This is a genomic window from Thiofaba sp. EF100, assembly GCF_039822285.1.
Lineage (GTDB): Bacteria > Pseudomonadota > Gammaproteobacteria > Halothiobacillales > Halothiobacillaceae > Thiofaba.
In genome coordinates, this window is record NZ_JBAJEY010000001.1 from 117,747 (window position 1) to 135,325 (window position 17,579).

At 66.8% G+C, this 17,579-nt stretch carries 12 protein-coding genes and 1 pseudogene; 5 read left to right on the plus strand and 8 right to left on the minus strand.

Annotation, left to right across the window (positions count from 1 at the left end):
- Nucleotides 1–7: 7 nt before the first annotated feature.
- The 4 genes from V6D91_RS00650 to V6D91_RS00665 all read left to right on the plus strand — a co-directional run bounded on the left by V6D91_RS00650 (nucleotide 8) and on the right by V6D91_RS00665 (nucleotide 5,837).
- Nucleotides 8–829 (plus strand): ferritin-like domain-containing protein, encoded by an 822-nt coding sequence (locus tag V6D91_RS00650; protein WP_347317255.1) that lies wholly within the window; start codon nucleotides 8–10, stop codon nucleotides 827–829.
- Nucleotides 826–4,359 carry a DNA polymerase III subunit alpha gene (gene dnaE, locus V6D91_RS00655; protein ID WP_347317256.1) on the plus strand — a complete coding sequence of 1,178 codons (3,534 nt, stop codon included), beginning with the start codon at nucleotides 826–828 and terminating at the stop codon, nucleotides 4,357–4,359. The genes V6D91_RS00650 and dnaE overlap by 4 nt, the downstream gene beginning before the upstream one ends.
- A gap of 65 nt (nucleotides 4,360–4,424) precedes the next feature.
- The gene (locus tag V6D91_RS00660; RefSeq protein WP_347317257.1) at nucleotides 4,425–4,823 is read left to right on the plus strand and encodes a DUF6627 family protein; all 399 of its coding nucleotides are present in this window, start codon (nucleotides 4,425–4,427) and stop codon (nucleotides 4,821–4,823) included.
- A 3-nt stretch (nucleotides 4,824–4,826) separates the two neighbouring features.
- Entirely contained in the window at nucleotides 4,827–5,837 is a 1,011-nt protein-coding gene (locus V6D91_RS00665; RefSeq protein WP_347317258.1) for a PA2778 family cysteine peptidase, read from the plus strand.
- Between the two features lie 55 nt (nucleotides 5,838–5,892).
- On the opposite strand, the gene V6D91_RS00670 is transcribed toward V6D91_RS00665, so the two are convergent.
- From V6D91_RS00670 to mutS, 5 genes and pseudogenes are all read right to left on the minus strand, one after another.
- On the minus strand, nucleotides 5,893–7,470 hold the full coding sequence (locus V6D91_RS00670; protein ID WP_347317259.1) for an EAL domain-containing protein: 1,578 nt from the start codon (nucleotides 7,468–7,470) through the stop codon (nucleotides 5,893–5,895).
- Between the two features lie 73 nt (nucleotides 7,471–7,543).
- Nucleotides 7,544–9,595, minus strand: a pseudogene (locus V6D91_RS00675) (CBS domain-containing protein); the annotation flags it as partial.
- Nucleotides 9,596–9,633: 38 nt separating this feature from the next.
- The gene (locus V6D91_RS00680) at nucleotides 9,634–11,358 is read right to left on the minus strand and encodes a glutamine--tRNA ligase/YqeY domain fusion protein (RefSeq protein WP_347317260.1); all 1,725 of its coding nucleotides are present in this window, start codon (nucleotides 11,356–11,358) and stop codon (nucleotides 9,634–9,636) included.
- Between the two features lie 314 nt (nucleotides 11,359–11,672).
- Nucleotides 11,673–11,996 (minus strand): ferredoxin FdxA, encoded by a 324-nt coding sequence (gene fdxA / locus V6D91_RS00685; protein WP_347317261.1) that lies wholly within the window; start codon nucleotides 11,994–11,996, stop codon nucleotides 11,673–11,675.
- Between the two features lie 485 nt (nucleotides 11,997–12,481).
- Nucleotides 12,482–15,046: a DNA mismatch repair protein MutS gene (gene mutS / locus V6D91_RS00690; protein WP_347317262.1), complete on the minus strand. Its 2,565-nt coding sequence runs from the start codon at nucleotides 15,044–15,046 to the stop codon at nucleotides 12,482–12,484.
- A gap of 38 nt (nucleotides 15,047–15,084) precedes the next feature.
- Here mutS and pncC point away from each other — a divergent pair, with 38 nt between their 5' ends.
- Nucleotides 15,085–15,582 carry a nicotinamide-nucleotide amidase gene (gene pncC, locus V6D91_RS00695; RefSeq protein WP_347317263.1) on the plus strand — a complete coding sequence of 166 codons (498 nt, stop codon included), beginning with the start codon at nucleotides 15,085–15,087 and terminating at the stop codon, nucleotides 15,580–15,582.
- 45 nt (nucleotides 15,583–15,627) lie between these two features.
- Here the strand turns inward: pncC and V6D91_RS00700 are convergent, their stop codons facing one another.
- The 3 genes from V6D91_RS00700 to V6D91_RS00710 form a co-directional block, all read right to left on the minus strand.
- Nucleotides 15,628–16,074: a universal stress protein gene (locus tag V6D91_RS00700; RefSeq protein WP_347317264.1), complete on the minus strand. Its 447-nt coding sequence runs from the start codon at nucleotides 16,072–16,074 to the stop codon at nucleotides 15,628–15,630.
- 82 nt (nucleotides 16,075–16,156) lie between these two features.
- The gene (locus tag V6D91_RS00705) at nucleotides 16,157–17,197 is read right to left on the minus strand and encodes a GGDEF domain-containing protein (protein WP_347317265.1); all 1,041 of its coding nucleotides are present in this window, start codon (nucleotides 17,195–17,197) and stop codon (nucleotides 16,157–16,159) included.
- A gap of 4 nt (nucleotides 17,198–17,201) precedes the next feature.
- Nucleotides 17,202–17,561, minus strand: coding sequence for a PilZ domain-containing protein (locus V6D91_RS00710; protein ID WP_347317266.1), 360 nt, complete (start codon nucleotides 17,559–17,561; stop codon nucleotides 17,202–17,204).
- Nucleotides 17,562–17,579 lie beyond the last annotated feature (18 nt).

Genomic DNA, 17,579 nt, shown 5'->3' on the forward strand with positions numbered 1-17,579 from the left:
GGTTTTCTTGTCCAACGTTCACGACGCGGCCCATGCCTGCCTGATGGAGTCCGATCCCGCGCGCAAGGCGGCCTGCGTGCGCCGCCTTGCGCAGGACTTTGCCGCGGGGCGGCTGGCCGTGGAGCAGGGCAGCATGGCCATGCCGGTGCCCGACCCCGGCCGTCCTGCCAGGCCCGAACTGGTCGAGCGCAGGCTCCTGGCCCAGCGCCCGGTATCGGTACTGGAAGGCCGCTTGGCGCTGGCCCATGCCCTGGCCCACATCGAATTCAACGCCATCAACATCGGCCTGGACGCGGCCTACCGTTTCCGCGGCCTGCCTGAAGGGTTTTATGCCGACTGGATTCGCGTCGCGGTGGAGGAGGCCCATCACTTCGAACTCCTGCGCGCCTACCTGAACGATCAGGGGCGGGACTACGGCGACTACCCCGCGCACGATGGCCTGTGGGAGATGGTACGCCGCACCGACGACGACGCCCTGATTCGCATGGCCCTGGTGCCGCGCGTGTTGGAGGCGCGCGGCCTGGACGTCACTCCGGGGATGCAGGCCAGGTTGCGCGAGGTGGGGGACATACGCCTGGTCGAGATCCTCGACGTGATCTACCGCGAGGAGATCGGCCACGTGGAGATCGGCACGCGCTGGTTCCGTTTTCTTTGCACCGAGCGCGGTCTGGATGCGCGCGCGACCTTCCGCGCGTTGCTCTCCGAGTACATGGCCGGCCGCATCCGCGGGCCCTACGACGAGCTTGGCCGCATGCACGCGGGCTTCACCGCGGAGGAGATGGAGGACCTGCGGGCACTGGAGATGGAAACCATGGGACGCCTGTCATGACCGCCTTCGTCCACCTGCGCCTGCATACCGAATACTCGCTGGTCGATGGCCTGCTGCGCATCAAGCCGCTGATGAAGCGGGCCAAGGAACTGGGCATCCCGGCCCTGGCGCTGACCGACCAGTGCAACCTGTTCGCCTTTGTGAAGTTCTACAAGGCGGCGCAGGAGAGTGGCATCAAACCGATCTTCGGCGTGGACGCCATCCTCAAGGGCCTGCCGGACAAGGAGCCCTCCCGCCTGGTGCTGCTGGCGCAGAACGAGGCGGGCTTCCGCAACCTGACCCGGCTGGTCTCGCGAGGCTACCTGGAGGGGCTCTCGGGCGGGGTGGCCATGCTCGAGCGCGACTGGCTGAGCCGTGCGTCCTGCGAGGGGATCATCGCCCTCTCCGGCGGGCGCGAGGGCGAGGTCGGCCAAGCCCTGCTCGGGGGCCAGCCCGGGCAGGCCGAGGGACTGCTTGCGCACTGGATGGATGTCTTCCCGGACCGCTTCTACCTCGAGGTCAGCCGCACCGGACGCCCCGGTGAGGAGGACGTGCTGCACAAGAGCGTGGACCTCGCTGCCGCCATGGGCGCACCCATCGTTGCCACCAACGACGTGCGCTTCCTCAGCCCGGAGGACTTCGAGGCCCACGAGGTGCGCGTCTGCATCCACGAGGGCCGCATTCTCGACGATCCCAAGCGCCCGCGCCGCTATTCCGAGCAGCAGTACCTGCGCTCGCCCGAGGAGATGATCGAGCTGTTCGCCGATCTGCCGGAGGCCATCGAGAATACGGTCGAGATCGCCCGTCGCTGCTCGGTCGGCCTGTCCCTGGGCAAGCCGGTCCTGCCCAAGTTCCCGATCCCCGAGGGGCTCAGCGAGGGCGAGTTTTTCACCCTTGAGGCGGAAAAGGGCCTCGAGGAACGCCTGGCGGTGATCGCCCCCGAAGGGTCACCGGGGGCCGAGCAGAAACGCGCCCTGTATTTCGAGCGCCTGAAGTTCGAACTGGGCACCATCCTGCAGATGGGCTTCCCCGGCTACTTCCTGATCGTGGCCGACTTCATCCAGTGGGCCAAGCGCAACGGCATCCCGGTCGGGCCGGGGCGGGGTTCGGGCGCGGGCTCGCTGGTCGCCTACGCGCTGAAGATCACCGACCTCGACCCCATTCCCTACGACCTGCTGTTCGAGCGATTCCTGAACCCCGAGCGGGTGTCCATGCCCGACTTCGATGTCGACTTCTGCATGGAGCGGCGCGACGAGGTGATCGACTACGTGGCCCGCACCTACGGCCGCGAGAGCGTCTCCCAGATCATCACCTACGGCAGCATGGCGGCGAAGGCGGTGGTGCGCGACGTGGGGCGCGTGCTCGGCAACGGTTATGGCTTCGTCGATGGCATCGCCAAGCTGATCCCGAACGAGCTCGGTATCAGCCTGAGCGAGGCCCTGGAGAAGGCCGAGGATCTCAAGCAGCGCTACGACAACGATGAGGAGGTGCGCGCGATCCTCGACATGGGCCTGCAACTCGAAGGCCTGTCGCGCAATGCGGGCAAGCATGCAGGTGGCGTGGTGATCGCCCCCGGCCCACTGACCGACTTCAGCCCCTTGTACCGTGCCGAAGGCGAGGAGGGCATCGTTACCCAGCTCGACAAGGATGACGTGGAGCAGATCGGCCTGGTCAAGTTCGACTTCCTTGGCCTGCGCACCCTGACCATCATCGACTGGGCGGTCAAGACCATCAACGCCCGCCGGGCGAAGGCCGGCGAGCCGCCCATCGACATCAGCCAGATCGACCTCGCCGACCGCAAGGCCTTCGACCTGCTCAAGGCCTGCCAGACCACGGCGGTGTTCCAGCTCGAATCGCGCGGCATGAAGGATCTCATCCGCCGCCTGCAGCCAGACTGTTTCGAGGATGTCATCGCGCTGGTGGCGCTGTTCCGCCCCGGTCCGCTCGAGTCCGGCATGGTGGACGACTTCATCGCCCGCAAGCACGGTCGCGCGGCCATCGAGTACCCGCACCCCGATCTTGAGCCCATCCTCAAGCCCACCTACGGCGTCATCGTCTACCAGGAACAGGTGATGCAGATCGCCCAGGTGCTGGCGCAGTACACCCTGGGTGGCGCGGACCTTTTGCGCCGCGCGATGGGCAAGAAAAAGCCCGAGGAGATGGCCAAGCAGCGCGAGATCTTCCTCGCGGGCGCGACCGGGCGCGGCGTGGATGCGGGCGTCGCGGGCTACATCTTCGACTTGATGGAGAAGTTCGCGGGCTACGGCTTCAACAAGTCGCACTCCGCCGCCTATGCGCTGGTGTCGGTGCAGACCGCCTGGCTCAAGGCGCACTATCCAGCCGCCTTCATGGCCGCCGTGCTGTCCGCCGACATGGACAACACCGACAAGGTCGTGGTCCTGATCGAGGAGTGCCGGCAGATGGGGCTCAAGGTCGAGCCGCCGCGGGTCAACGACTCCGACTACCGCTTCACCGTGCGCGACGACGCCACCGTGGTCTATGGCCTCGGCGCCATCAAGGGCGTGGGGCAGGGCGCCATCGAGTCCGTGCTGGAGGCTCGGGCCCAAGGGGGGGCCTTCCGCGACCTGCACGACTTCGTCCGTCGCGTGGACCGCGGCCGTCTCAACCGCCGCGTGCTGGAGGCCATGATCCGCGCCGGGGCCCTGGATGGCCTCGGCCCGAATCGTGCCTCGCTCATGGCCGCCCTGCCGGACGCCCTGCGGCTGGCGGAGCATGCGGCCGAGCAGGAGGCCGCCGGGCAGGGTGACCTGTTCGGCATGTTCGCCGAGGACACGGCGGCTGAGGAGGCGCCGGTGCCGGTGGTCGAAATCCCCGAATGGGACGACTTCGACCGCCTGGCCCAGGAAAAGGACGTGCTCGGTCTCTACCTCACCGGCCATCCCATCCAGGGCGTGATGGATGAGATCCGCCAGTTCACCGATATGCGCTTCGGCGAGCTGACCGGCCAGCTCGAGGACATGGCGCCGAAGGCCAACGGGCGGCCACAGGAGCGCAACGTCGTGGTCGCCGGGCTCATGATTGGCGTGCGCCCGCGCATCACCCAGCAGGGCGAGAAGGAGGCCTTCCTGCTGCTGGACGACGGCACCGGGCGCATCGAGGCGCGCCTGTTCCCGGAGGACTACAAGCGCCATGCCGAGCAGCTCGGCAAGGACCAGGTGCTGGTGCTCGAAGGCGGGGCGAGCTTCGACAGCTTCTCCGGCGGCGTGCGCCTGCGGGTGAAAAACCTCATGACCCTGGACCAGGCGCGCGAGGCCTATGCGCGCGAGCTACGCCTGGTGCTGGGCGCGGGCTTCGGGCCGGACGGGGTCGAGCGCCTGGCTGAGACCCTGGCCCCCTTCCGGCCCGGTCGCTGCCCCGTCCTGCTCGATGTGCGCAACGGCCAGGCGCGCGGGCACATGGTGCTGGGAGATGCCTGGCGCATTGCCCCCGCGGGCGAGCTTTTGCGCCGCCTGCGTCTGCTGTCCGGTATCGAGCGTGTCGAGCTCAAGCACGCCCGCGTCGCGGCAGCTCCGGGACGTACGGAGGATTGACGGCGGATGAGCATCCGGTGGGCTACGCTCTCTGGGCAAACCTTTTCCGACGTGAGGAGAGAGCCATGCCGAGTCTGAACATGAAAAAGATGGTCGGAGTGCCCCTGGTTTCCGTTGCCCTCCTGGGGGCCCAACTGAGCCCGGCCTACGCCGCCATGGTGGACAGCCCCACGGTGTTGCAGCAGGCGCAGCAGAAGATGGATCGTGCCGGGCTGGCCACGCTGCTCGACCGTCAGGACGTGCGGGACCAGCTGGTCGCGATGGGGGTCGATCCCGCCGCGGCCAGGGAGCGCGTGGCCGCCATGACCGACGAGGAGGTGCGCCAGCTCAACCAGGGCATCCAGGAAATGCCGGCGGGCGGGGATGTCCTCGGGTTCGTCCTCGCGGTGTTCATCATCCTCGTCATCACCGATATGCTCGGCGCGACTGACGTGTTCAGCTTCGTCCATAACATCAACAAGTAATCGATGCGCCTGCCATGGCGTGTCCTCAGATTCGGGGGCACGCTTTTTCTCGTTGCCATCCTGACCGCCTGCAGCCACGCCATCCAGACCGCGCGCCTGCAGCAGTCCCATCCCGACCAGCTGCCACTGCGTCACGAGCTGGTCGACACCCCCTTCTTCGCCCAGGCGCGCTACCAGTGCGGACCGGCGGCACTGGCCACCGTCCTTGCGCAGCGCGGATTGGCCGTGTCGCCCGACCAGCTCGTTGACCAGGTCTACCTGCCGGCGCGTGAGGGCAGTGTGTCCATCGAGATGGAGGCCGCGGCCCGGCGCCACGGCATGCTGGTCTACCCGTTGGCGGCCGATCTCGAGGCCGTGCTGCGCGAGGTGGCGGCGGGGCATCCAGTGCTTGTGTTGCAGAACCTCGGGCTGGAGTGGTGGCCGAAGTGGCACTACGCGGTCGTCGTCGGCTATGACTTGCGGGAGGGCGAGGTCATGCTGCGCTCCGGTGTCACCCGGCGCTACCTGATGTCGATGGGTGTGTTCGAGGCGACCTGGCGGCGGGGAGGCTACTGGGCCCGCGTGGTCGTACCGCCCGGCGGGATGCCCGCGTCAGCCATGCCCTTGGACTACGTGCGGGCCGCGCTCGATCTCGAGCAGAGCGGCCAGTCCGACGCCGCCCTCCGCAGTTTCCGCGTGGCCACAGAGCAATGGCCGCAGGCCCCTTTCGCCTGGCTGGCGCGGGGGAACCTCGCCTACCGGCTGGGGCTCGATCAGGAAGCTGCCGACAGTCTGGGCCATGGTGTGCGGGTGGCCCCGCGTGATGCCGCACTGTGGAACAATCTTGGTTATGCCCTGGCTCGGGGCCCATGTGGGGAGCAGGCGCTGGAGGCGGTGCGCTGTGCCATCGCCCTCGATCCAGGCAATGCGGACTACCGGGACAGCCTGCGGGAGCTTCAGGCGTTGGTGAAGGGCCGGGCGTCATGCATCATGCCCACCTGTCCGGTGGAAACGGCCGGGCGCCCGCTCGACTGATGCCCCTCCCGAGGTTTGTCCCAGGCTGTAAACCATGGGGGGGGCGGTTTCCAGATTATTCAGCGCCTGCTGGGCAGCGGGAAGGGGTGTATTCCATGGCGGGGAGCGGCACGCCACCCGCAGCAAGCATGGGGCCGAGCTGTTCCGCCGGAACCGGGGGGCTGAAGTAGTACCCCTGGGCCAGGTCGCAGCCCCTGGAGCGCAGGTAGGCGAGCTGGGCCTTGGTCTCCACCCCCTCGGCCAGCACCTCGAGGCGGAGGTTGCGGGCCATGGCGATGATGGTGGCGGCGATCTCCATGTCCCGGAGGTCGTCGGGAATGCCGCGCACGAAGCTCTGGTCGATCTTGAGTTTGTGGACCGGCAGGCGCTTGAGGTAGGCGAGGGAGGAATAGCCGGTGCCGAAGTCATCGATGGACAGGCTGACCCCGAGGCTGCGCATGCGCTCCAGGGTATGCAGGGCGCCCGGTCCCTGCTCGAGAAGCATGCTCTCGGTGATCTCGAGTTCCAGGCAGTCCGGGTCGAGCCCGGTTTCTTTGAGCAGCGCGAGGAGCCGACCGGGAAGGTCGGGTTGCTGGAACTGGCGCGAGGAGAGGTTGACCGCCACGCGCAGCCCCGCATGACCGCCCAGGTGCCAGGCGTGCGCCTGGATCATGGCCTTGCGCAGAATCTGCTCGCCGAGGGGCACGATGAGCCCTGATTCTTCCGCCAGAGGGATGAACTGCGTGGGGGGGATCAGGCCTTCGTCCGGGTGGATCCAGCGCGCCAGGGCCTCCACCCCCACCAAGCGTCCGGAGGCAAGCTCGATCTGCGGCTGGTAGAAGACCGTCAGCTCGTCCGTCTCCAGGGCCTGGCGCAGGCGCGTTTCGAGCGAAAGGCGCTGCTGGGCCTTGCGTGTCAGTTCCTCGGTGTAGAAACGGTAGGTGTTGCGGCCGGCCATCTTGGCCTGGTACATGGCGGCGTCGGCGTTGCGGATGAGCTCCATCGGGTCCTGGCCGTCCCCGGGGTAGAGGCTGATGCCGATACTGGCGCCGATGTAGACCTCGTGGCCGCCGCCGAGCCTGAAGGGGCCCTGCGAGAGGAGCTCGATGACTTCCAGGGCGATGCGGGCCGCTTCGTCGGGATGGCGCAGGTCCTCCAGCACCAGCACGAACTCGTCACCACCGAGGCGTGCCAGGGTGTCCTCTTCGCGCAGGCGCCCGCGAAGGCGGTGGGCGATGAGGGACAGAAGCTCGTCACCGGCCGGGTGGCCGAGGCTGTCGTTGACGTTCTTGAAGCGGTCCAGATCGAGGAACATGACCGCCACCTTGCGCTGCTCCCGGCGCGCGCGGTCGAGGCTGTGCTCCAGGCGGGACTGCAGCAGCAGGCGATTGGGCAGGCCGGTGAGCTGGTCGTAGTGTGCCAGCTGCGTGAGCTGTTCTTCGGAACGCTTCAGCTGGCTGATGTCCGCGAACACGGCGACGTAGTGGGTGACGCTGCCTTCGTCATCGAGCACACTGCTGATGGTCAGCAGTTCGGGGTAGAGCTCGCCATCCTTGCGCCGGTTCCAGATCTCGCCCTGCCAGTGCCCCTGGGCCCGCAGGCTGCTCCACAGCGACTGGTAGAAATCCGGGCCGTGGCGTCCCGACTTGAGCAAGGAAGGCGAGTGTCCCAGGACGCTCCTCGGGAGCGTATTGGGTGATTTCGCTGAACGCACGGTTGACGGCCACGATCTGGCCCTTGGCGTCGGTGATGATGACGCCTTCGCGGGTGTTCTCGAACACGGCGGCGGCTTGGCGCAGCTGCGCCTCGCTCAGGTGGCGCTCGCTCACGTCCTGGTAGATGCCCAGGACGCCAAAGACGGTGCCCCGGGCGTCGCGCAGCGGCACCTTGCTGGTTTCCAGCCAGATCAGGTGGCCGTCGGCGCTGGTCTGCGGTTCGATGTAGCTGTAGCGGGCGACGCCGCTGGCCATCACCTCCTCGTCATCCTTTTGGTAGAGCGCGGCCTGATCCCTCCAGGCAAGATCCTCGTCGCGCTTGCCGACCAGCTCCTCGGCGCTGCGGAGGCCCGCGCTGCGGGCGAAGCTCTCGTTGCCGCCCAGATAGCGGCTGTCGCGATCCTTCCAGAACACGGCATGCGGGATGGTGTTGATGACCAGGCGCAGCATGTCCTGGGTCTCCCGCAGGCGGTTCTCGGTCTCCTTGAGGTGGGTGATGTCATGCACGGTGCCGACTGAGCGCCGCGGAAGACCGTGGGCGTCGAAGCTGGTCTCGCACTGTTCGCGTACATGCTTGATCCGGCCGTCGGCGAGGAGGAGACGATGGACGATGTCGTAGGGGGCGCGGGTGGCCAGGTGCTGCTGGAAGGCCTGGTCGACGAGTAGGCGGTCGTCGGGATGCACGCGGGCGAGGAAGGCAGGGTAGTCAGCGCCGAAGGCAATGTGCTCGATCTCGAAGATGCGGAAGACCTCGTCCGACCAGATCAGTTCACCCGTGGGGTGATCCAGCTCCCAGCTGCCGACGTGGGCGATGTGCTGGGCCTCGCGTAGCTGGGCTTCGCTGCGGCGCAGACGCTCCTCGGCCTGTTTGCGCTCGCGGATATCACGCGCCAGGGCGACAACGTAGCGACCGTCCGGGCTTGCGACGTAACGCAGGCTGGTTTTCACAGGGATGAGGGTGCCATCGCAGGCCCGGAGGGTGGATTCCAGCAGGCGCGTGCCCGCCTGCAACAACTCTTGGGCGAACGATGCCCAGCCCTCCGCGTTCCCGATGGATGCACAGATCTCCCAGGCATGGCGCTGGAGCAGGGATTCGCGCGCGTAGCCAAGCAGGGTGTCGGCCTGGTCGTTGGTCTCGATCAGTCGCCCAGTGGCGACATCGATGACCATCACCGCGTCATTGACCTGGGCGATCACGCTGCGGTAGATGAGTTCGCGCCGGGTCTCCTCGAGCTTCTGGCGCGTCCGGCTGAGATCCTTGCCCTGCTGCTTGAGCATGTCGCGCAGGAACTCGAGGTAACGCCCTTGCAGCGTCCTGACCACCTCGTGGCGGGTGAGCAGGCCGATGAGCCTGCCTTCGCCGTCCACCACGGCCAGCCTGCGGATGCCTGCCTGCTCCATGCCATGGCCGGCTTCGCGCAGGGGGGCATGCTCGCTGATGGTTTGCACCGGGCGGCTCATCACATCAATAAGGCGGGTTGAGTCGGCGGTCCGGCCCTCGCGGATCAGATGCACCATGTCGCGCTCGGTGAGGATGCCGACCGGGCGACGATCCACGGTCACCAGCACCGTGCCGGACTGGCGGGCGGTCATGCCCTGGGCTGCCTCGGCGAGGGAGGCCTCCGGGGGGAGCTCGAGCGGGTCGCGCAGCATCACCCTGGAGACTGGCTTGAGCTCGACCAGCTGGGCGGTATCGATGAAGTGGAGCAAGTCGCCCTCGGTCACCAGTCCGCGCAGGTGGCCTGCCTCGTCCACCACGATGGCTTGGAGCGCCTCCGCCTCGACCATGCCTTGGTAGGCCTCGCGCACATCGACCTTGGCGCCGATCAAGAGCGGCGGCTGCATGACCTCATCGACGCATTGATGCGATACCTGCGGGCTGCGGGCGAGGAGGGTGACGGCATCCCATTCGGTGAAGACCCCCACCGGGCGAGGGCCTTCGACCACCACCACGCAGCTCAGGCGCTGGGTATCGATGATGCGCAGGGCTTCCAGGACCGGGGTCTCGCGCGTCACCGTAATGACGTGCGCGGTCATGATCTCGCTGATCGGGCGGAGGTGCATGCTGTATCCGGGTGGTCGCTGGAGGTCGGCCGGGGGGATCAGGCCCCGCCCTTGGCCCAGGAGTCGCGCAGGGTCACGGTGCGGTTGTACACCGGGCGCTCCGTGCGATGGTCCTTCTGGTCGGCCACGAAGTAGCCATGCCGCTCGAACTGGAAGCGCGTTTCCGGCAGGGCCTGGGCGAGCGCAGGTTCGAGCATGGCGCGGATGGAAGACTTGGAGTGGGGGTTGAGGTCGTCCAAAAAGTCGCGTTCCGCGTCCGGGGCGTCGCCCTCGCGGCGGGCGCCGGGGGCAGGGTGGGCGAACAGGCGGTCGTACATGCGGATCTCGGCCTCCACCGCGTGGGCGGCGGAAAGCCAGTGGATGTTGCCCTTCACCTTGCGCGCATCCGCGCCGGGGGTGCCGGACTTGGTGTCGAAATCCACCTCGGCGTAGACACAGGTCACGTTGCCGTTCGGATCCTTGTCGAAGCCCGTGCACTTGATGATGTAGCCGTAGCGCAGGCGCACCTCGCCGTCGGGCTTAAGGCGGAAGTAGCCCTTGGGCGGGTTCTCCATGAAATCTTCGCGCTCGATCCAGAGCGTACGCGAGAGGGGGACGGCGCGCTTGCCGAGCTCCGGCTTTTGCGGGTGGTTGGGGGCAAAGCAGTCCTCGGACTGGCCCTCGGGGTAGTTGACCAGCACCAGCTTGAGCGGGTCGAGCACCGCGATGCGGCGCTCGGCGCGCTCGTTCAAATCCTCGCGCATGCAGTCCTCGAGCACCACCATGTCGATCAGGCTGTCGGACTTGGAAATGCCGATGCGGTCGGTGAACAGCTTGAACCCCTCAGGGGTGTAGCCGCGCCGTCGCGCGCCCTTGAGGGTGGGCATGCGCGGGTCGTCCCAGCCCTCCACATGGCCGCCCTCGACCAGCTGGATCAGCTTGCGCTTGGAGAGCACGGTGTAGTTGAGGTTCAGGCGCGAGAACTCGATCTGCTGCGGCAGCGGGCGGGTGAAGTGGCCTGCATCCGCCAGGCGTTCGAGGAACCATTCATACAGCGGGCGATGATCCTCGAATTCGAGGGTGCAGAGCGAGTGGGTGATGTTTTCCAGCGCGTCCGACACGCAGTGGGCGTAGTCGTACATCGGGTAAATGCACCAAGTCTCGCCCGTGCGGTGATGGTGGGCATGGCGGATACGGTAGATGGCCGGGTCGCGCAGGTTGATGTTGGGCGAGGCCATGTCGATCTTGGCGCGCAGGATGTGTGCGCCGTCCGGGAACTCACCGGCCTTCATGCGGCGGAACAGGTCGAGGTTTTCCTCGACCGAACGGTTGCGGAAGGGGCTGTCCTTGCCGGGCTCCGTCAGCGTGCCCCGGTTGGCGCGCATCTCGTCCGCGGTTTGCGAGTCGACATAGGCGTGGCCGCCCCGGATCAGGGTTTCGGCGAAGGCGTACAGCTTGTCGAAGTAGTCGGAGGCGTAATAGAGGTGTTCGCCCCAGTCGAAGCCGAGCCAGCGCACGTCCTCGAGGATGGCGTCCACGTATTCCTGGTCTTCCTTGACCGGGTTGGTGTCATCGAAGCGCATGTGGCATGCGCCGCCATAGTCCCGCGCCAGACCGAAGTTCAGAAAGATGCTCTTGGCGTGGCCAAAGTGCAGGTAGCCGTTCGGTTCGGGCGGGAAGCGGGTCTCGACACGGCCGCCCCATTTGCCGGAGGCGTTGTCGGCGTCGATGATGGCGCGGATGAAGTGGGTCGCGGGCGTCGGGGCGGCGTGATCAAGGCTCATGCTGGGCGTTCATTGATTCCGTGAATCGCCCATTTTAACCCGGATTTTCCATTGGAACGCGGGAGTATGGCGGCCTGCGTAGGCCAAGCGCCAGACTTTTCTCTGGCGCAAGACAGGCCGGTCCAATGGAAAATCCGGGTTTAACAGGTTGTTGAAAAAGGGCTTCCTGCCCTTTTTCAACTCGCCCGTCGCGGCGCATGTCCGCGACGGTCTCCGCAGATCAATCACTTGGAGTGATTGATCTGCGTGCAAGCCTTCCATGGCTTGCGTTAACAGGCCGTTGAAAGACTTTTTCAACGGCCTGTTAAGCCAGATCAGCGCACAAGGTGCTTGAGCTTGTCGGGAACTCCGTCCCATTTGGCCGCCTCCGGCAGCGGGTCCTTGCGTCGGGTGATGACCGGCCAGTTCTGTGCCAGTTCGGCGTTGAGGTTGATGAATTTCACCTGATCGGAGGGGATGTCGTCTTCCGAGTAGATGGCCTTGGCCGGGCATTCGGGTTCACACAGGGCGCAGTCGATGCACTCGTTGGGATCGATGACGAGGAAGTTTGGCCCCTCGTGGAAGCAGTCGACCGGGCAGACCTCCACGCAGTCGGTGTACTTGCACTGGATGCAGTTGTCGGTGACGACGAAGGCCATGGTGTGGTTCTCTGTGAATAGGTCTTGACCGATGATTCGCCCCTTCCCCATCAAGGGGGAGGGGCTTGGGGAGGGGTGATCATCTTTTGCAACTCAGTCCCCCTCTCCCTAACCCTCCCCCGCCAGGGGGAGGGAACGTGCCACATTCTGAGTTTCTCAGTGTTTTCTTGGAAAGTGGGTATGCCTGATGTTAGCCCATGTGGATGCCCCGCCACACCCGCGGATTGGAGGGGCATGGGGTTTTTCCACATTTTCCGTGGATGGGTCTGTGGAAAAGACCAGGATGGCCTGTAGGAAGCCCGCCCTCGGGCCAATGGAGGGTCGCGACGAGGGCGTCGCTCCTACGACTGTGCTTCGAGGATGAGGGGGTTGTCCACATTTTCCGTGGATGGGGCTGTGGAAAAGGCTGGGATGGCCTGTAGGAGGCCCGCCCTCCAGGCTGTTTCAACCCCCTTTGAAACAATCTGCCTCGGGCCGATGGGAGGTCAGAGCATCTCTTTGAGGCGGTAGAGGGCCTCCAGCGCCTGGCGCGGGCTCATCGCGTCGGGGTCGAGCTCGCGCAAAGCCTCCAGGGCAGGCGAGGGTTCAGGTTCCACGACGGCGGGACTCGCGAACAGGTCGAGCTGGGGCAGGGCTTCGCCCCGGTCCGGGGTCTCGAGTTCGCGCAGGCGCTTGCGGGCCCGCTCGATCACCTTACGCGGCACCCCGGCCAGCTGCGCCACCTGCAGGCCGTAGCTCTGGCTGGCCGGGCCGTCCTGCACGCTGTGCAGGAAGACGATGCGCTCGCCATGCTCCACCGCGGCGAGGTGGGCGTTGCGCGCGTTGGGCAGCTGCTCGGGCAGGCGGGTGAGTTCAAAGTAGTGGGTGGCGAACAGGGTGTAGGCGCCGAGCGCGGCCAGCCTTTCCGCCACCGCCCAGGCCAGGGCCAGGCCGTCGAAGGTGCTGGTGCCGCGGCCGATCTCGTCCATCAGCACCAGGCTCTGGTTCGTGGCGTGATGGAGGATGTTGGCGGTCTCGGTCATCTCCACCATGAAGGTCGAGCGTCCGGTGGCCAGGTCGTCCGAGGCGCCGATGCGGGTGAAGATGCGGTCGATGGGGCCGATGCGCACGGCGCTTGCGGGAACAAAACTGCCGATATGGGTGAGCAGCACGATCAGCGCGGTCTGGCGCATGTAGGTGGACTTGCCGCCCATATTGGGGCCGGTGATGAGCAGCAGGCTCTGCTCCGGGGTGAGGGTCGTGTCGTTGGCGATGAAGGGGGCTTCCAGGGTGGCCTCCACCACCGGGTGGCGGCCGCCCTGGATGTCGATGCCGGGCTCGTCGCTAAGCTGCGGGCGGCACCAGTCGAGCGCCACGGCGCGTCCGGCCAGGGTACAGAGCACATCGAGCTGGGCAATGCCCTCGGCCACACGCTGCAAAGCCTCGCGGTGCCCGATCAGGGTGTCCAGCAGGTCCTCGAACAGCAGCTTCTCCCGCGCCAGGGCGCGTTCGCGGGCGGAGAGCACCTTGTCTTCGTAGGCCTTGAGTTCCGGGGTGATGTAGCGCTCCGCGCCCTTGAGGGTCTGGCGGCGAAGGTAGTCGGCCGGGGCCTTTTCCGCCTGCGCGCGGGTCAGCTCGATGTAGAAGCCGTGCACGCGGTTGTAGGCCACCTTGAGGGTGGGGATGCCGGTGCGCTCGCGCTCGCGCTGTTCCAGTTCGAGCAGGAAGGCGTCGGCATTGACCGACAGGGCGCGCAGCTCGTCCAGCTCGGCATCGAAGCCTTCCGCAATCACCCCCCCATCGCGCAGCAGGGCCGCGGGCGGTTCGGCTATGGCCATGGTGAGCAGGTGATGGGCCTCGGGGAGCGGCTGCAGCCGGTCCTGCACGGGCTGGAGGGCCGGTCGGTCGAGGTCGGCGAGGCTCGCAAAAACCCCCGGCAGCTGGCCGAGGGTGTGGCGCAGGGCCGAGAGATCGCGCGGGCGGGCGCTCTTGAGGGCGATGCGGGCGAGGATGCGCTCCACGTCGGCGGTTTCGCGTAACAGATCCTGCAGGGGCTCGAAGGCGCGGGTCTCGATCAGCGCGCTGATGGCCTCCTGGCGGGCGAGCAGGGTGGCACGGTCGCGCAGCGGGCGGTGCAGCCAGCGGCGCAGCTCGCGCGCGCCGAGGGCAGTGACCGTACCATCGAGCACGCCGAGCAGGCTGTGGCGGCGCTCGCCGGACAGGGAGCTGTCCAGTTCGAGGTTGCGGCGCGCCACGGGGTCGAGCAGCAGGCCATCCTCGCGCCGTTCGAGGCCGATGCCGGTGAGGTGGGGGAGGGCGGCGCGCTGGGTATCGTTGAGGTAGGCCAGCAGCGCCCCGGCCGCGCCGATGGCAAGCTCATGACCCACCAAGCCGAAGCCCGAAAGGTCGTGCACGCCGAATTGGCTGCACAGAGTGCGCTCCCCGCTCGCATGGCCGAAGTGCCAGGCCGGGCGCGGCCGGCGGCCGGACAGCTCGGCGATGGCCGGTGGCACGGGGGTATCCTCCGGGTGGAGCAGTTCGGCGGGGGCGAGGCGGGCCAGTTCGCTGGCCAGGGCCTCGTCATCGGGCAGCTCCATGGCGCGGAAGCGGCCGCTGGCGAGCTCGGCCCAGGCCAGGCCCCAGCCTTTTTTGCCGGGCGTCATGGCGGCGAGCAGGTTGTCGCGCTTGTCTTCCAGCAGGGCCTCATCGGTCAGGGTGCCGGGGGTGACAATGCGCACCACCTTGCGCTCCACCGGGCCCTTGCTGGTGGCCGGATCGCCGATCTGCTCGCAGATCGCCACCGACTCGCCCATCTTCACCAGGCGGGCGAGGTAGCCTTCGGCCGCGTGGTAGGGCACCCCGGCCATCGGGATCGGCTCGCCCGCCGACTGGCCGCGGTGGGTGAGGGTCAGGTCGAGCAGGGCCGCCACCTTGCGGGCGTCCTCGTAGAACAGCTCGTAGAAGTCACCCATGCGGTAGAACAGCAGGGTGTCGGGAAAATCCGCCTTGAGCGTCAGGTACTGGCGCATCATCGGCGTGTGGGCGGAAAGATCCAGCGTCGGCTTGTGCATAATCAGGGCATTCTAACCGCGAGAGCTGGGAGTGTGCGATGAACGATGAGGGGCGGATCGGCGAGCTGGCACGGCGTCTTGGGGCCTTGCTGGCGCAGCAGGGCATGATGATGGCGGCGGCGGAGTCCTGCACCGGCGGCTGGCTGGCCAAGGCGGTGACGGATGTGGCGGGCAGCTCCGGCTGGTTTGATCGTGGCTTTGTCACCTACAGCAATGCAGCCAAGCAGGACATGCTGGGGGTGAGGCGAGAGACATTGGAGGAGCACGGCGCGGTCAGCGAGGCGACGGTTCGGGCGATGGCCGAAGGTGCGCTGGCAAAGAGCGTGGCGGACGTGAGCGTGGCGATCAGCGGCATTGCCGGGCCGGGGGGGGGCACGCCCACCAAGCCGGTCGGGACGGTGTGGATGGCCTGGTCGCGGCGCCAGGGTGAGACCGTGACGCGGCACTTCCTGTTCGCGGGAGATCGCGAGGCGGTGCGTGCCCAGGCGGTCATGGCCGCCTTGGAGGGGCTGCTGGCAATGCTCGGGCGAGCGTGAGGATGTGTCCTCCCCCGCAAGTTGGAGAGGGCGGTCAGGTGCCCGTCAAGGCTTCCTGATCAGCAGCACCGGGGTCTTGGCCAGGCGGGCGACCTCCTCGGCAGTGCTGCCGAGCAAAAGGCGGCGCCAGCCACGGCGGCCATGGGTGCCAAGTACGATGAGATCGGCGCCCCAGGACTCGGCTTCGTTGACGATGCTTCCGGCCACCGTCTCGCCCAGGTCGCGCAGCTCGATCAGGCGGGATTCGGCCGTGAGCCCCGCGGCCCGGACCTGCTCGGCATAGCGCTCGAGGGTCTTTTTCCCGCCGGCAGCCAGGGCCTGCCAGAGGGCGCGCGGATCGACGATCTCCTCGCCGACGTTGAGGAAGACCTCCTCGACGACGTGCAGCACCAGCAGCTGCGCGCCATGCGAGCGCGCAAGATCCATCGCCTGGGTCAGCGCGTGTTCCGAGGTGTCACTGCCGTCCACCGCGACAAGGATGCGTTTGAACATGTCATCTCCTTGGATCTGATGGCCCTTGTAAAACAGCTAGTCTGGGCCGCTGTTCCGAGCTTAGCAGGCGGCAGCTGTCCCCTCAGCTCAGGGGGGTGAACTCCTGGTGCACCCGGTTGCGCCCTTGGCGCTTGGCCTCGTACAGGGCCTTGTCGGCCCGCTGGGTGAATTCGTCGACGGATTCGCCTTGGCGGTAGCAGGCCACGCCGAGGGATGCAGTGAGTTCGCCCAGCAGCTGCCCACTGTCGGCAAGGCGCAGATGGCTGCCGTTGAGGCGGCCGCGGATGGTTTCCGCGACGCGGATGGCACCGTGCAGGGCGGTGTCCGGCAGCAGGATGGCGAACTCCTCCCCGCCGAAACGGCAGAGCGTGTCCTGACCCTTGACCACCTGGGCGAGAAGGCGACCGATGAAGCGCAGCACTTTGTCGCCAACCAGGTGACCGTAGGTGTCGTTGATGTTCTTGAAGTGGTCGATGTCCAGCATCAGCAGACAGAGGGGATGGTCATCGGCCTGCGCCTTGGCGATGGCGTTGGTCAGCACCGTGGTGAAGGCGCGACGGTTGAGCAGGCCGGTCAGCGGGTCGGTGCTGGCCTCGCGGCGGGCATCCTCGAGCTCCTTACGCAGGAGCTCGACCTCCTCCGTGGCGTTGGTCAGGCGTGTGGAGGAGTCCTTGCTGGAGCGTTCGATCTCGCGGGGCTCCTTGACCACCTCGCGGGTGATCTCGCGCAGCAGCTCGATGTTGGGGTCGTTCTCGAGCTTGCTGAGGTGCAGCCCAAGACCGTTGGCGTACTGGGCGAAATCATTGCCGGTCTGCAAGAGCTGGAGCATGACCGCGCGCAGGATGCGCTTGAGCTCATCCTGCGCGCGCTGCATGCTGCCGAGGGTGCCATGGGCGATGTGCTCGTCAAACAGGTTGTGCGAGGCGGCCTCATCCAGCCGCTTTCCATGCGCGAAGAATCCATCGAGGGCCCGGTTCAGCGAGGGGTTCCTCGCCAGCACGTACTCGTAACACAGAGCGAAGTTGCGCGGGTTGGGGGTAATGTCGTGCTGCCCCATCAGCTGCAGGACCAGGCGCAGGTTGGAGGCGGCCTCTTCGGGGGACTCGGGGTAGTCGTGCAACATGGAATCAAGGATGTTGAAGTTGATGCAGCTCGCGCTCGATGAGTTCGCAGTCCGCGAGGTTCAGTTCGAGCAGGCGACGCAGGCTGGTCATGCTTTCGATGTCGATGCCCGTCCATTCGCATCCGAGTTTGTCAGCGTTCCTGTTACGCGTCACGGCCTCCATGCAGATGGCGGTATCGGCCTCGGCGAGCCGGATGCAGAGCGTGTAGGGTTCGGAGGCTGGGGGCGATGCCTTGCTTTCGAGTGCGAGCAGGACGCCCTTGAGCGAGATGTCCAGAATACGGGCCTGGATGCGTTCCGTACCGGTCTCGATCAGGGCATCCGCCACGAAGGGGATGCGGGAATATTTGCGAATGCCGGTCATGCTGGAGCCTTGGTCCGT

Bases quoted from the DNA above. Each gene is read 5' to 3' on its own strand.
- dnaE (WP_347317256.1), top strand. From the start codon at position 826: ATGACCGCCTTCGTCCACCTGCGCCTGCATACCGAATACTCGCTGGTC.
- V6D91_RS00660 (WP_347317257.1), top strand. From the start codon at position 4,425: ATGCCGAGTCTGAACATGAAAAAGATGGTCGGAGTGCCCCTGGTTTCC.
- V6D91_RS00665 (WP_347317258.1), top strand. From the start codon at position 4,827: ATGCGCCTGCCATGGCGTGTCCTCAGATTCGGGGGCACGCTTTTTCTC.
- V6D91_RS00680 (WP_347317260.1), bottom strand. From the start codon at position 11,358: ATGAGCCTTGATCACGCCGCCCCGACGCCCGCGACCCACTTCATCCGC.
- fdxA (WP_347317261.1), bottom strand. From the start codon at position 11,996: ATGGCCTTCGTCGTCACCGACAACTGCATCCAGTGCAAGTACACCGAC.
- mutS (WP_347317262.1), bottom strand. From the start codon at position 15,046: ATGCACAAGCCGACGCTGGATCTTTCCGCCCACACGCCGATGATGCGC.
- pncC (WP_347317263.1), top strand. From the start codon at position 15,085: ATGAACGATGAGGGGCGGATCGGCGAGCTGGCACGGCGTCTTGGGGCC.
- V6D91_RS00700 (WP_347317264.1), bottom strand. From the start codon at position 16,074: ATGTTCAAACGCATCCTTGTCGCGGTGGACGGCAGTGACACCTCGGAA.
- V6D91_RS00705 (WP_347317265.1), bottom strand. From the start codon at position 17,197: ATGTTGCACGACTACCCCGAGTCCCCCGAAGAGGCCGCCTCCAACCTG.
- V6D91_RS00710 (WP_347317266.1), bottom strand. From the start codon at position 17,561: ATGACCGGCATTCGCAAATATTCCCGCATCCCCTTCGTGGCGGATGCC.